The 14,327-nt window shown below is 54.0% G+C and carries 12 protein-coding genes; 6 read left to right on the top strand and 6 right to left on the bottom strand.

Going from position 1 to position 14,327, the window contains the following annotated elements:
- Window positions 1-57 precede the first annotated feature (57 nt).
- Genes IEW70_RS06785 through IEW70_RS06775 form a run of 3 tightly spaced genes read right to left on the bottom strand, consistent with a single transcriptional unit; the run spans window position 58 to window position 3,527 of the window.
- A complete protein-coding gene (locus IEW70_RS06785) occupies window positions 58-1,278 on the bottom strand; it encodes a cystathionine gamma-synthase family protein (RefSeq protein ID WP_188647176.1) in 1,221 nt (406 codons plus the stop codon).
- A gap of 41 nt (window positions 1,279-1,319) precedes the next feature.
- A complete protein-coding gene (locus IEW70_RS06780) occupies window positions 1,320-2,312 on the bottom strand; it encodes a cyclodeaminase (RefSeq protein ID WP_188647175.1) in 993 nt (330 codons plus the stop codon).
- A 3-nt stretch (window positions 2,313-2,315) separates the two neighbouring features.
- Entirely contained in the window at window positions 2,316-3,527 is a 1,212-nt protein-coding gene (locus IEW70_RS06775; RefSeq protein WP_188647337.1) for a M24 family metallopeptidase, read from the bottom strand.
- 216 nt (window positions 3,528-3,743) lie between these two features.
- Here IEW70_RS06775 and IEW70_RS06770 point away from each other — a divergent pair, with 216 nt between their 5' ends.
- The 6 genes from IEW70_RS06770 to thpD all read left to right on the top strand — a co-directional run bounded on the left by IEW70_RS06770 (window position 3,744) and on the right by thpD (window position 10,455).
- Window positions 3,744-4,745: a pyridoxal-phosphate dependent enzyme gene (locus tag IEW70_RS06770; RefSeq protein WP_188647174.1), complete on the top strand. Its 1,002-nt coding sequence runs from the start codon at window positions 3,744-3,746 to the stop codon at window positions 4,743-4,745.
- Window positions 4,746-4,776: 31 nt separating this feature from the next.
- Window positions 4,777-6,393 (top strand): PucR family transcriptional regulator, encoded by a 1,617-nt coding sequence (locus IEW70_RS06765; protein ID WP_188647173.1) that lies wholly within the window; start codon window positions 4,777-4,779, stop codon window positions 6,391-6,393.
- Window positions 6,394-6,903: 510 nt separating this feature from the next.
- The gene (gene ectA, locus IEW70_RS06760; RefSeq protein ID WP_373285940.1) at window positions 6,904-7,419 is read left to right on the top strand and encodes a diaminobutyrate acetyltransferase; all 516 of its coding nucleotides are present in this window, start codon (window positions 6,904-6,906) and stop codon (window positions 7,417-7,419) included.
- Between the two features lie 90 nt (window positions 7,420-7,509).
- Complete coding sequence (gene ectB, locus IEW70_RS06755) at window positions 7,510-8,763, top strand: diaminobutyrate--2-oxoglutarate transaminase (RefSeq protein WP_188647335.1); 1,254 nt, start codon at window positions 7,510-7,512, stop codon at window positions 8,761-8,763.
- Between the two features lie 57 nt (window positions 8,764-8,820).
- Window positions 8,821-9,207, top strand: coding sequence for an ectoine synthase (locus tag IEW70_RS06750; protein ID WP_188647172.1), 387 nt, complete (start codon window positions 8,821-8,823; stop codon window positions 9,205-9,207).
- A 312-nt stretch (window positions 9,208-9,519) separates the two neighbouring features.
- Window positions 9,520-10,455: an ectoine hydroxylase gene (thpD, locus tag IEW70_RS06745; protein WP_188647171.1), complete on the top strand. Its 936-nt coding sequence runs from the start codon at window positions 9,520-9,522 to the stop codon at window positions 10,453-10,455.
- A gap of 45 nt (window positions 10,456-10,500) precedes the next feature.
- Here thpD and IEW70_RS06740 read toward each other — a convergent pair whose 3' ends face one another.
- The 3 genes from IEW70_RS06740 to IEW70_RS06730 form a co-directional block, all read right to left on the bottom strand.
- Window positions 10,501-11,133 carry a LysE family translocator gene (locus IEW70_RS06740; protein ID WP_188647170.1) on the bottom strand — a complete coding sequence of 211 codons (633 nt, stop codon included), beginning with the start codon at window positions 11,131-11,133 and terminating at the stop codon, window positions 10,501-10,503.
- A gap of 263 nt (window positions 11,134-11,396) precedes the next feature.
- Complete coding sequence (locus IEW70_RS06735; RefSeq protein ID WP_308423143.1) at window positions 11,397-12,176, bottom strand: PhzF family phenazine biosynthesis protein; 780 nt, start codon at window positions 12,174-12,176, stop codon at window positions 11,397-11,399.
- Between the two features lie 262 nt (window positions 12,177-12,438).
- Entirely contained in the window at window positions 12,439-14,238 is a 1,800-nt protein-coding gene (locus IEW70_RS06730) for a peptidoglycan D,D-transpeptidase FtsI family protein (RefSeq protein WP_188647168.1), read from the bottom strand.
- Window positions 14,239-14,327 lie beyond the last annotated feature (89 nt).

The following is a 14,327-nucleotide window of genomic DNA, read 5'->3' as shown; positions in this document are numbered from 1 at the left end:
GATAGGCAGTCCCTGTTCGCGATTCTTCACTCCACCAACGAGGTGCTGCCGTCTGTCTCACAGAGCCGCCGGCATCCTCTTTTTCAGCACATCCAGCCCTTGTTTTAAATCGGCCAGCAAGTCTTCCAGATCTTCTATGCCGGTGGAGTAGCGGACGAGTCCTTCGGGAATGCCCATGGCTTTACGTTCCTCTTCCGTACATTCCACATGGCTGGTGGTTCGCGGCGGTCCGGCGACGGTTTCCACCGATCCCAGATTGGCCGCCAAATGAACATGTTGCAACTGCGGCAAGAAAGCTCGTACGGTATCCACGCCCCCCTTCAGTGCAAAGCTGAGCACCCCACCGTAGCCCTTCATTTGCTTCCGGGCAACATCATGTGAAGGATGATCAGGCAACCCGGGGTAATAGACAGTCTCCACCATGGGATGAGAAGCCAAGTATTGCGCGATGGCCAGCGCGCTTTCATTTTGTTGGCGGATCCGCAAGTGCAGGGTCTTCATCCCGCGCAGAATCAGATACGCCGCCATGGGATCCAAGGTGGCCCCATTGATTTCCCGGTAGTGATAGATCGCGCGTACCAGCTCCTCAGAGCCGCACACCACGCCGCCCAGTGCGTCTGCATGGCCGCCCAGGAATTTGGTGGCACTGTGAACGACCAGATCTGCGCCCAATGCGAGGGGACGCTGGTTGAGGGGAGTGGCAAAGGTGTTATCCACCACCACCACTGCTCCGGCCCGGTGGGCTGCTCGCGCCAGCCGTTCGATGTCCACCACTTTGAGGGTCGGGTTGGTCGGGGTCTCCAGATACACCACCTGACATCCTTTGCTGATCTCCGCTTCCAAGGCCTCATGGTCCTCCGTATCACACAAAACGGATTCGATCTGAAAACGGGGAAGGAACTCCAAAAAGATTTTGTTGGTACCGCCATAGGTATCTTTGATGGAAACCACCCGATCACCTGGAGACAGCAAGGTAAATAAGATGCCGCTGATCGCTGCCATACCCGTGGAAAAAGCGGTGGCCGCCTCCGCTCCTTCCAAGGTGCGCACTTTTTCTTCAAAAGCTTCCACCGTGGGGTTGGTGTTGCGCCCGTAAATGTGACCCTGTTCTTCCCCGAGAGCGACCCTGTGCCACTCATCAATATCCCGGTACCCGAACGAGACGCTATGCACAACAGGCACCTGGGTCGCTCCCTGCAAAAGATAGGAGGTCTCCCCGGCCCACACGGTTTGGGTTCCCGGACGAATCTGATCCCAAGCGATGTTGCGTTCTCTCATAAGATCGCCCCTTTGCATTGGTTTTATGAAACAATAACCATTTACTGGATAGCACCCTCTACCTGAATCCCTGCACCGACTTCCCGCAACCGCCGGTACGCCAACAAAGCGATGGCCGTGTCTTGCACGCCGGTCCCGGTGAGATCACAGACCGTGATTTGCTCCTCCCGGACCCGCCCGTTTTCCCGGCCGAGAACCAAGCTTCCCAAATCCGGGACATGGGCATTCTCCGCCAACAAGCCTGCTTCTCGTACGCTGCGCAGCTCGCCCAGCCGCGCACACTGGTCAACGGAATCGCACACCCAGATATCCGCTCGTCGATACACCTGAGCCTCCAGTTCCTGCTTATGTTCCGCATCGGATCCCATCGCCGTCACGTGAACACCCGGTTCCAGCCAGTCTGTTTTTATCATCGGATGAGAAGCTGGCGTGCAGGTAATCACTACATCGCTCCCCCGCACCGCTTCCTCCGCATGGACTGCCGCCGTTACGAGAATATCCAACTCCTGCTCCATTTCCCGGACAAAGCGTTCCACCCGGGAGGAATCACGTCCTGCCACACGCAGCCTCTTCACATTCCGCACCTGCGCCAACGCCTTGACTTGAAACCGAGCTTGGGTTCCGGCCCCGATCACCGTGACCGTATCGGTTTCTTGTTTGGCCAGATAACGGGCGGCGACAGCACCTGCCGCCCCGGTCCGTACATCGGTAAGGTAGCCGTTGTCCATCAGCACGGCTTCCATCCGTCCATTCACCGCATTGACCAAAATCATCATGCCGTTTCCCGTGGGAAGACCCAACCGGGCATTGGCAAAAAAACCGGAGGAGATTTTGATGGCAAACAGCGATTCACCATGGATCACCGCCGTTTTCACATCTACCTCTCCCTCGTGTTCAGGAATGTCCACCCGCAGGATCGGAGGCATCGTCACCCCGTCTTCGGCCAAACAGGCAAACCCCTTCTCCACCGCCGCGATCGCATCACCATCCAGCCCAACCACCCGGCGAATCTCTTCTTCCCGAAAGATCCACATGGCCTACGCCCCGCTCTCTTCCAACGGACGGATAAATCCTGGACCAATCGGACGGTGAAACAGTTCACGGGGAAAACGGGACAACACTTCGCAGCCCGTTGGGGTCACCACAAAAGTCTCGCTCATCTCCACTCCGTAATGATCCAGCCAAATCCCCGGTATCAGGTGAAACGTCATGTTGGGTTTGAGCACGGTGCGATCTCCCGGACGCAAACTGGCGGTATGCTCACCCCAATCCGGAGGGTAATTGAGTCCGACTGAGTACCCCAACCGGGAATCTTTCCAAATGCCTCTTTGCTGGATGACGCTTTTCCAAACCGCTTCCACTGCTTCACAGGTCATTCCTGGCCGGATTGCATCCAGTGTGGTGTTCAGCCCTTCGATCACCACCTCCGCCAAATCTTTTACTTTCGAGGAAGGATGGCCGATCACTGCGGTCCGGGCCAAAGGAGCATGGTACCGACGGCAGCATCCGGCCAGCTCGATAATCACGGTATCCCCCGACTGATATGGACGATCCGTCCAGGTTAAATGCGGCGTCGATGTCTTTTCTCCTGACGGCATCAGCGGTACGATCGCCGGATAATCCCCGCCGAAAGCCGGTGTACCGCTGATCTGCGCATAAGATATGGCTGCAGCCACATCACATTCCCGCACTCCGCCCGCCAGCGCATCCATTCCTGCTTTCATCGCCTGCTCCGCGATTTTCCCGGCTTTTTTCATCCATTCGATTTCGGCATCCGATTTAATCATTCGGACTTCGTTTACCAGCCGGGTCGTATCCTGAAAGCGGGCATTGGGCATCTTGGCACTCAGCCGTTCCATTGCTTTGGCAGTGAAATAATAACTGTCCATCTCGACGCCGATGCGACGGTTGGATTGACCGATCTGCACCAAGAAGTCCGCGATGAACTCCATCGGATGCATTTCGGCGGACTGCACGTAATCGTCGGGATAGGGCATAAGATGATCCGGATGAAACCAGGTGGTTAAACGGGCTCCGTTTGCATCCTGCTTTCGTCCGATCCACAGCGGCTGCTCTTCATCGATGATGACGATCAACATTTGATGCACATAAAAGGACCAACCGTCATACCCGGAGAGATAGTGTATATTGGCCGGATCCGTGATGAGCAGCACCTCCACCCCGGCTCGCTCCATTTGCTGTTTGATTTTGTGTATTCTGTCTGTGTATTCCGATATTTCAAAAGGCAAATCTTTTACCACCGGTATCCCCTCCTTGCTTCTCCCGTCTTTCCTCCATCATATGGAGAACCCTTCTTTTCCAACAATCATCATTCTGTATGAAGTTAAAGCCCCTCTTTTCGTCATTTTTTCGAATAGACTGAATAACAACTCCGGTTTTACGATGGAGTCAAGAGCTTTCATACGCGTTCAATAGCAATCTTGTCCCAGAAAGGAGGACCCTCATTGGACGGTAGAACTTCACCCCCCACAGCCGAAAAAATCCACGTCCATCACGTATGGGAAGCCAAACGCCGCATCGCCGGAATCGTCCAAAAAACACCGCTCACTTACAGCGACCCATTGAGCGAAACAGCGGGGATCCCCGTCTATTTGAAGCAGGAACAGCTTCATCCTGTCCATGCATTTAAAATCCGGGGAGCCGCCAATGCGATTTTGCGATTGTCCGATGAAGAAAGATCCCGCGGCATCACCACATTTTCCACCGGCAACCACGGTCTTGCGGTGGCGTATGTATGCCGCCGGCTCAACATTCCAGCGGTTATCTGCCTATCCTCCCGCGTGCCGAGAGCGAAGACGGAGACCCTGCACCGCCTGGGAGCGCGCCTTGAAATCGTCGGCACCAGTCAGGATGATGCTGAAAATCGGTGCCGGCAGCTGGAACGGGAAGAAGGGCTGACTCTGGTCCCGCCCTTCGACGATCCCTGGGTGATCGCCGGGCAAGGAACGATCGGGTTGGAACTGTTGGAAGAACTGCCGGAACTGCGTTCCGTTTTGGTTCCCCTGTCCGGAGGCGGTCTTCTGTCCGGGCTGGCATTAGCTTTGAAATCCAACCTCCCCCGGGTCTCCATCATCGGCATCTCGATGGAACGTTCCGCAGTCATGCTGGAAAGCTTAAAGGCAGGAAAACCGGTAAAACTTGACGAAAGCGACACATATGCAGACAGTTTGCTGGGCGGCCTCGGAGCCTGCAACCACTGGACATATTCATTGGTCCGGCGATGGATGGATGCTGCGATCCAAGTTCCCGAAGATGCGATCGCCGCTGGCATCGCTTTTTTATACCGTCATCACCGAATCATTGCGGAAGGAGCTGCGGCTGTAGGAGTCGGTGCGGTGTTGACCGGACGTCTCCCCGAACCAAAAGGCCCTGTGGTCATTCCTGTCACCGGCAGCAACATCAACCCCGATCGATTCACTCAAGCGATCCTGTCTTCCCCCGAATAAACGAAAAACCCCGTCCTGCGGAGGTGGTACGATGCTGACCGTACAAGATGTGCTGCAAATGGAGATCATGTCAGGTTCCCGCGTCCATGCCGCCCGACAGGCGCTTCCCTTGCGGGAAGTGAAACGGGTCTCCGTTATCGAAGTCCCGGTGGAAAATTTTGTCCGCGAGCACGAATTGGTACTGAGCACGGCAGTAGGCTGCGGCCATGATACCGAGCTGTTCTGCCGGTTTCTTCGGGATGTCATTCACTCCGGCGCGTCAGCCCTGGGTGTGGCTACCGGTCCCCACATCGCCTCCGTCCCCGAAGATGCGAGAACGCTGGCGGAACAACATGACCTGCCCCTAATCGAAATCCCCTGGGAAACCCGCTTTTCGGATATCATTCAGGAAATTTTCCTGCAGATCGAAAGCCGGCAACATCGTCTAATCACCTTATCGGAGCGGGTGCAACGGGATTTGCACCAGTTGGTTCTTCAGGGAAAAGGACTCGCCTCCCTCACCTCCACGGTTCAGCAATTACTGGGCACTTCCGTTCAATTCGCCTGGGATGTGATGAATGAAGGGAGCCGGTGGCTGGATCATTCCTCTTTTGCCGGTGCCATCCCCCCGTTGTCTCCCCATCCCTCCCTGCCGCCTCATTGGGGCTGGTTTCAAAACGGACCGGAGATGCATGCAGCCGTCCCGGTTGCTTCCGGGGCCCGCACCCGCGGCTATCTACTTGTCAAAGTCCCGGAAGGCACGGGACTGGAATTGTTTCTGACGGAAGAGCGCAAAGTTGTCCTGGAGCATGCTGCCACCGCCTGTGCCTTTTGCTGCCTGCGGGAGTCGGCGGTCCTGGAAACCGAGCTGAGGCTGCAGGATGATTTTGTCTGGAGCCTGGCCCAAGGAGATTTCTCCTCTTCCGATCAGATGGCTTCACGCGCCCGTGTCTTGGGACTGGACATCTCCCTTCCTTATGTCTGTCTCATCGGCAAACTGGAAAAAAACAACCCTCTGACCCAGATGGGGAACGAAATTCCGCCGGACTTGAGCGAAGCCATCCACCATGCCGCCCGCAAGCTGAACAAGAGAGTCCTGACCACCTATCAAGGGTCGGAACGGATCATTTTTTTGGAAACCGATCCCGAGCAGGTGATGGAATACGTGCATTCCTTCCTCGACCAGGTGGAAGAAAAACTGCGGCAGCACCACCCGGGCTGGATCATCTCATGGGGCATTGGGGAAAATCAGGCCGGCGTCCACCGTTTTCACGAAGGATACCGGGATGCCCGTACCGCCTTCACCCTCGGGCGCCGGCAAAAAGGGCCGGGCCGCCATTTTACCGCAGATACCGGATTGTACCGGGCCCTGCACCACCTTGCCGCCCACGACGAGATGAAGGCCATCACCCGCAGCATCCTGGGGCGGCTGTTGGATTACAGTCGCCGCAGGGGAATCGACCTAATTCACACCTTTCAGTGCTACTTTCGCAACCACGGCAATGTGAGCCAAACCGCCCGGGAGCTGAACCTGCACCGGCAATCCCTCCTGTACCGCCTGCGCAAAATCGAATCCCTGACCGGACGTTCCCTGATCGACGCCGATGACTTGTTTCTGCTCCAACTATCGATCAAGATTTGGATGTGTGAAGAAGATGGAGGGGAGTAAGCAAACCTTTTTCCGAGAGGAAGCTGACGACGAGCTGTAGCTGTAACGAAAAGCGAGAATCGTTCTTCTCCAACAGCCACTTTTAAACGATGTACCGAGGGGAAAGCAGAAGGACTCGATTTTTTCATCCACTTCCTTTGACCAAGAGCCATTTTAGAGCTTCATCCTCCTTGTCTCCTCGGTTCAGGAAAAAAAGAGCGACAGGTAGAAGAGCCTTTCTGCTGGATAAAAACAAAAAGATTTGCCAATTTTTGTCGTACTTTGCCGGATCGGGAGCATTTGCAGGCGTATCTGAAGAAACTTTCCATCATTCCATCCTTACTCCGATTCAGGGCGAATAAAAATGTTTAACCCTCTGCAGATCGGGTAGAGAACTTTAGACGGTGAGAGCAAGAACAGTTAGGATAAAAAGGCGAACGGTAAAACGGACGCCAAAATCCAGAGGCAGGTGATGATCACATCCGACAGGACGACAGTGTGCAGGTGTTGGAAAAGACGGACACTTCAAGAGTGTCTGATGATCGTAAAGTTTCTCATAAACCATCAGAAGAACTGCTGTTTCGCAAACCCTCCGGCGAAGACGGCGCCCAAGTATGGGAGCTGATCAAAAGAGCCGGTACGTTGGATCTTAACTCTTCTTACAGCTATATCATGCTGTGTGAGTTTTTCCCCGAGACCTGCGTGATCGCCGAACAGGACAACCAGATCGTCGGCTTTGTCTCGGCCTTTCGTCCCCCGATCAAGGAGGACGTCATCTTCGTTTGGCAGATCGCGGTCGATTCCTCGCAACGCGGGAAAGGACTGGGGAAACGGCTGTTGCATGAGTTGCTGAACCGGCAAGCCTGCCAGGATGTGCGCTACCTGGAAGCAACCATCTCACCGTCCAACTCTCCTTCCCAATCATTGTTCCGCAGTTTAGCCAACAGCCTCGATACGGAATGTGAAGTGTCCGAGTGCTTCCCCGAAGAGTATTTTCCCGGCAGCGGACATGAAGAAGAGCTGCTGTTCCGGATTGGACCCTTTTAATCCCCACACCTATAGGAGGTATGTAAAACCTTGCTACAAGCATCTGAAACCTTGGAAGTTGACAAGAGCGACAAGACGATCCAAACCGATATGAGCGTATTTGAACAGTTGGAATCCGAAGTCCGCAGTTACTGCCGCAGTTTCCCGACGATTTTCACCAAAGCAAAAGGATATAAACTGTGGGACACCCAAGGCAACGAATTTATTGATTTTTTCGCTGGTGCGGGTGCCTTGAACTACGGACACAACGATCCCCACATCAAGCAAAAACTGCTGGACTACATCGCCGATGACGGTATTGTCCACAGCCTAGATATGGCCACTTCGGCCAAGGAGCGGTTTCTCGAACGATTTCACGAAGTCATTTTGAAACCGCGGGGATTGGATTACAAGGTGATGTTTCCGGGACCCACCGGAACCAACACCGTGGAAAGCGCCCTGAAGCTAGCCCGGAAAATCACGGGGCGGGAAACCGTCATCAGCTTTACCAACGCCTTTCACGGCATGACGCTCGGCTCTTTGTCGATCACGGGTAACTCCTTTAAGCGTCACGGCGCAGGGGTTCCTCTTAACCACAGCGTTTCCATGCCCTTTGACAACTACTTTGACGACGAGCTGGACTCCGTCACCTTGCTGGAACGGTATCTGGAAGACAAGGGAAGCGGCTTGGACCTGCCTGCCGCCATCATTCTGGAAACCGTGCAGGGTGAAGGGGGCATCAATGTCGCCCGGTTCGAATGGCTGAAACGGATCGAAGAAGTCTGCCGCCGCTTCGATATCCTGCTGATCATCGACGATGTTCAAGTGGGCTGCGGCCGGACCGGTCCCTTCTTCAGCTTTGAACCCGCTGGCATCGAACCGGATATCGTCTGTCTGTCCAAATCGATCGGGGCTTACGGATTGCCCTTGGCACTCACCCTCATCAAGCCGCAATACGACAAATGGGCGCCTGGTGAACACAACGGCACCTTCCGCGGTCACAACCTGGCTTTTATTGCCGCCACGGAAGCCCTGCGCTACTGGGAAACCGACGAATTCGCCAAGGAGACCCAACGGAAAGGGGAAAAGGTACACCAGTTCCTTAAACAGCTGGTGGAGAAGTATCCGCAGTTGCGCGGTGAAGTCCGCGGTCGCGGCTTGATGCAAGGGCTGGCTGTCGAAGTGGAAGGCTTAGCGGATCAGATATGCAAAGCCGCCTTCAAACGGGGCCTGATCATGGAAACATCCGGGCCGGACAGCGAAGTGGTTAAGGTGATGCCCCCGCTGATTATCGACGATGAGGGATTGGAGAAAGGTCTGTCCATTCTGGAAAAAAGCATCCAGGAAGCGATTAAAAATCTCTAATAAACGCGGAAAACACTCTTCTTCTAACGAAAAAAACATGGAAGCGAGGAATCTGACATGATCGTCAAACAATTGGAAGACTTGATCGGTACCGATGGAGAAGTCAAAGGAGAGACCTGGACCAGCCGCCGTCTGCTCCTGAAAAAAGACAACGTGGGCTTCTCGATGCACGACACCATCATTAAAGCCGGCACCACCACTACCATGTGGTACAAAAACCACATCGAAGCCGTTTATTGTGTGGAAGGTGAAGGGGAAGTGGAAGAACTGGAAACCGGCAAGGTGCATCCCATCAAGGACGGTACCTTGTACTGCCTGAATAATCACGATCGGCACCAGTTGCGTGCCAAAACGGATATGCGTATGATCTGCGTCTTCAATCCTCCTTGTACCGGACGGGAAACCCACGACGAAGACGGCGCCTATCCGCTGTTGGAAGACTGATAGAAAGCTGAATGCCAGATGGGTTTCTCCACGCGCTCTTCTGTCATTGACAAGGAAGCAAGAGAGGAAAACCAACCCGTGATATCATGATCGTCTAAACATCTTTTTCTGTCGTGTACAATTTCAGGGCATAGCGGAGGACACCGGATCGATATCCCCCCTTTGCATTCATCGATCCGGCTGTCTTCCTCACAATATCAATGTTACCGGTTCAGGAACATCGCTGACGAGGTACGGCATAGCCTCTTCTCGCTGAGACACTTCCAGTATGCATGGATTGATCAAATTAGCATTCATACAGGAGTGATCAACGTGAAGGATCTGTATCCCTCTCGGGTGTATCAAAAGCCGAAGATTCTGGAACGAAAGGACCCAGTGATTCACGGTGATAAACAGTCGGCCAAGGAAGGCCCGTTGAATGAACAGCAGTTGAAAGAATATGAGAAAAACGGTTTTCTCTTGCTGAAAAACTTCTTTTCTCCTCAAGAAGTAAAGAAGATGCGCGTCGAACTAGATCGTCTCTGGCAAGAGAATAAACACAATGCCTCTCCCGAGGTAATCCGGGAACCCGGAAGCCAAGAGATTCGGTCCATTTTTGACGCACACCGCAAAAATGAACTCTTTCACGACTTGGCAAGGGATCCCCGGATCACGTATATGATCCAGCAATTGCTCGGTAGTGATGTTTATGTTCACCAGTTTCGGATCAATTTTAAACCGGGGTTCAAAGGTAAAGAATTCTACTGGCATTCGGACTTTGAAACCTGGCACGTGGAAGACGGGATGCCGCGCATGCGGGCGGTCAGCTGCTCCATCCTGTTGACCGATAACCACTCCTACAACGGCCCGCTCATGCTGGTGCCGGGATCGCACAACTATTTCGTCTCTTGCGTTGGGGAAACTCCCGAGGATAACTATAAAACCTCGTTGAAAAAACAAGAGCTGGGCGTTCCCGACCACGACAGCCTCTCCTGGCTCGTGAAAAAAGGCGGCATCACTACCGCCACCGGCCCCGCCGGTTCCCTGCTCCTGTTTGAGTGCAACACCATGCACGGTTCCAGCGGCAACATCAGCCCGGAACCCCGAAGCAATGTCTTCTTCGTGTACAACAGTGTAGAAAATGCCTTAGTGAAACCTTTTTCCGGTCAGAAACCCCGTCCGGAATTCCTCGCCAACCGGACCACCCAAACACCGGAACTGGATAAACCGGCGGAAAAAGTAGACATGTCTAGCAAGAAGACAGGATAACGGGAAGAAGTAAACAGCCGCAGGCATTTAGTTCTGCGGCGTTTTTTAATCCTTTCCTTCCAAAATCAACCCCATCCCGAGCAGGGCATAAATCCCCGCTTTGACTTGATTCACCCATTTCATCCTCTGTCCTTGCCGTGTCAGCACCCGGCCCACACGGTGAGCAAACAGCGACACAAACACAAAGATCAACAACGCTTGGATGATGAACAGGGCTCCCAGCAACAGCATCTGCAAGGGAATGGCCCCGTCCTTCGCAGTTACGAACTGCGGCAAGAAGGCCAAAAAGAAGAGGGAGACTTTGGGGTTTAAGAGATTCATCCAGATCCCGCGCCAATACATGGCCCCCCAGTTTTCCTTTATTTCCGAAGCCAGCTCCGGCGTTTGGGTTTCTCCGCGTTCCCTCCATGCCTGATAGGCCAGGTAAAAAAGATAGATCCCCCCTGCGATTTTCAGCACTTGAAAGGCAAGGGCCGATTGATGGAAGATCGCTGAAATTCCCAGCGCTGCTGCCGATGTATGGACGATTAACCCCGTACATAGTCCGAATGCGACGGCAATGCCTTCTCTGCGGCTTTTGGCGATGCTTTGGGTAATCACAAACAAGATATCCGGCCCGGGCATCAACGTCAGCATGACGGAAACCCCGACAAAATAGATCAGGTGCGTCCAGTCCATTCTTGTTCCTCCCCAAGCCGTTTAGGGTCTGTCTGATCAATGGTTATAGGGGTTCCGGTGTGGCCGTCTCCGATCTCTTGCAAAAAGCGCATAGCGAGACCAGGGAGCGGAGCGACCTTGGCGAGACTTGTACTCTGTGAGTGCAACGGACCTTCGCCAATCACACGACCCTCTCCCTCGATTGAAAGACCAGATACGCCCTAGCCCGTTCTCCCTCTCTTACGTTGCCTTTCAACTCATTGCGACATCTTTTTTCACAGCAGTCAAAAGCTCCCTTTCATGACTGTGACCGCTTTTCCGTACAGCAACACCCGCTCCCCTTGCACTTCCATCCGTACCACGCCGCCGCGTTTGGAAGCCTGATACCCTGTGAGCTCAGACTTCCCCAGTTTGTTTTGCCAATAAGGGGCCAACATACAGTGAGCCGACCCGGTGACCGGATCTTCCAGTACGCCCAGGTCCGAATAAAAGGCTCGGGAAACGATATCCCGATTCGGGTGATTGCTGCGACAGGTTACAACGAGTCCCCGAGCCGTGTCAAAGAGAGGGGCCAGGCGGTGCAGGTCCGGGTTCAGCTCACACAGCACCTGTTCATCTTCCAACTCGATCAGCCAATCCATCCCTTTACTCACCTGTACAGCTGAAACATCCAACGCGGATTCCAAGTCCACAGGAGAAGCCGTTGTCTTCGGCACGTCTGCGGGAAAATCCATCCGTATCCACTCCCCGTTCCGTTCCGCCGTCAACCATCCGCTCCTTGTGAAAAATCGAGCGGCAACCGATTCATTCAACATCCCTGTTTCCCAAAGAATATGAGCGCTTGCCAATGTAGCATGCCCGCACAGGTCCACTTCCGCTTCCGGGGTAAACCAGCGCAGAGAGTATCCTTCATCGATCGGATACAAAAAAGCCGTCTCCGAAAGGTTCATCTCTTGGGCAACCTGTTGCATCCATTTTTCACTCGCTGGTTGCCCCATGACACAAACCGCCGCAGGATTCCCGGTAAAAGGAGCCTCTGCGAAGGCGTCCACCTGATAGATCACGGTCGACAAATCGGTTCACCTCTTCCATCCTTTTCGAATGTTATGACCACTATATCGTTCATCAGCCGAAAAAAACAAGACCCTGTTGCTCCTTACACAAACAGAAAAATGAGCCGTTTCACTGTGCAGTATATCACCGTCGATAACCACCTTGGTCCGGTAACACCCCCGGATGGTCCCTCTTTTTGTCGGAATCCGCTGATTGGAGCGACAGCCCTTTCTCAGTGTCTCGGAAAATAACACCAATGAAAAACCGGAAGCTTTATGACTTCCGGTTTGTTGAGGTCTTTTCCAACGAAGCGATTCCATCCATCACCCGTTTGAATACGGTGTGAGCACGGATATCTTTGCTGTCGGGTACTGAACGGATCACGACCGATACCACGACGATAGGCCGTTCGACAGGTCCGAATCCGATCATCCATTTATTGAAACGGTTTTCTTTCGGACCTACTTGTGCAGTGCCTGTCTTGGCGGCCAATGCCCACTTCGCTCCTTGCAGCGACTGGGCTGTTCCCTTGATGACGGCGGAACGCATCATCATCCTCACCTGCTCCAAAGCCCGTGTCCCGATGGGATGATCCGCCTGCAAAATATGAAGGGGAAAGCGGTGAATTACTTTGCCGTTCGAATCTTGAATCTCCTTCACAATCCGCGGGTTGGGCGTCTTTCCTCGATGAAAGAGCGCCGTCACCATGTTGGCTGCTTGCAAGGGGGTCATTTTCACATCCCGTTGCCCGATCGCCGTTTGCATAACTGCCCCCGTATCCTTCAGCAACGCCGGGTCGGATAGGATCATCCCTGTTTGCTCCCGGGGGAGTTGCCGAAACTCTTTTTCCTTATCGAGCGGTCCTTTCCACATCACTTGCTGACCCAGTCCCATCTTGCGGGCATATTGATTGATCGTATCCCCGCCGATCCGTTCCGCCACTTGGGCAAAGACGACATTGCACGAGTTGGCGTACGCTTCGGTAAAAGTTTGTTTTCCGTGGCCGTGCGGACGGGGGTCCCGCATTCCGTAGCGACCTAGTTCCCCTTTACAGACAAAGGTTTCATCGGGCTTCACCTTGCCGGTGTCCAAAGCGGCTGCCGCTACCACCGTTTTAAAAATGGACCCCGGCACGGCTTCCATCAGGGCCCGGTTATCCCAGGGATTCTGCCCTGAGTTGCCATCCTCCCAACCCGGCCGGCTCGCCATCGCCAGCACATCACCCGTAGAGATATCCTGAACGACGACGGCTCCCTCTTTCACGCCTTCTGCATCCAGCGCCTGTTCAGCTGCTCGCTGCACATCTTTATCCAGCGTGGTCACCAGTCGATGGGCGCTTCCATCCTTTTCTTCACGGACCCGCACCTGAAACCCGTTCAGCGGCTTTCCACGCCCATCTTTTTTATAGGTAAAGGTACGGACTTCACCGCCGCGTAAAAACGGCTCGAAAGCCGACTCCAAGCCGGTCACTCCGACACGGGAGTTGGAATGGTACTTTCCTTTTGCCCATTCCTCCGGATACCGGTCCTTGATCCAAAAGGGATTTCGCTCCACCCGACCGATGACTTGCCGGGCGGGTCGATGTTCGGAAAAACGATCATCCGATTGCATGACGAACACTCCGGGGATCTTCAGCTTGCGAATCTGCTCCACTTGGGATGGCGTCAACAGCAGTTCTTCCCCTTCGGGCGAAGACAGTGCCTGAGGCGCTTGTATTTTCGTTACGCTTCGAACCAATTGGGGATAAGAAAAACCGAGGATCGATGTCAGCTTCTGCATTTTGGATCGATTAGCGGCTACTTGCTGTTCCGACAGCGGAAACACAATGGCGCGCCAACCCCGTTCACCTGTGAGCGGCCGGCCCGTTCGATCCAGGATCGTTCCTCTCCCGCTGTCCACTACATATTCCTTGCTCTGCTGTTCTTGCGCTTGTGTCAATAAATCCGCCTGTTCACGGGAAAAAGAGCGTACTGTCACCATCTGAATCCAGTACAATCGCACGACGATCATGGAAAAAAGAACCACCATCAGCACAGCCAGCAGGATTCCGCGTCTCCGATCTTTCTTCTCCACATCCTGTCACCCGCCTTCAGCTTCCAGCTTCGGCATGGCAAGACCGTAGTATACCCGGAGATAAGAATTTCCCGATTCCGACACAACTT

The organism is Marinithermofilum abyssi (assembly GCF_014641195.1).
Taxonomy (GTDB): Bacteria; Bacillota; Bacilli; order Thermoactinomycetales; family DSM-45169; genus Marinithermofilum; species Marinithermofilum abyssi.
This window is presented reverse-complemented; position numbering and strand designations above follow the sequence as displayed.

Bases quoted from the DNA above. Each gene is read 5' to 3' on its own strand.
- IEW70_RS06785 (WP_188647176.1), bottom strand. From the start codon at position 1,278: ATGAGAGAACGCAACATCGCTTGGGATCAGATTCGTCCGGGAACCCAA.
- IEW70_RS06780 (WP_188647175.1), bottom strand. From the start codon at position 2,312: ATGTGGATCTTTCGGGAAGAAGAGATTCGCCGGGTGGTTGGGCTGGAT.
- IEW70_RS06765 (WP_188647173.1), top strand. From the start codon at position 4,777: ATGCTGACCGTACAAGATGTGCTGCAAATGGAGATCATGTCAGGTTCC.
- ectB (WP_188647335.1), top strand. From the start codon at position 7,510: ATGAGCGTATTTGAACAGTTGGAATCCGAAGTCCGCAGTTACTGCCGC.
- IEW70_RS06750 (WP_188647172.1), top strand. From the start codon at position 8,821: ATGATCGTCAAACAATTGGAAGACTTGATCGGTACCGATGGAGAAGTC.
- IEW70_RS06740 (WP_188647170.1), bottom strand. From the start codon at position 11,133: ATGGACTGGACGCACCTGATCTATTTTGTCGGGGTTTCCGTCATGCTG.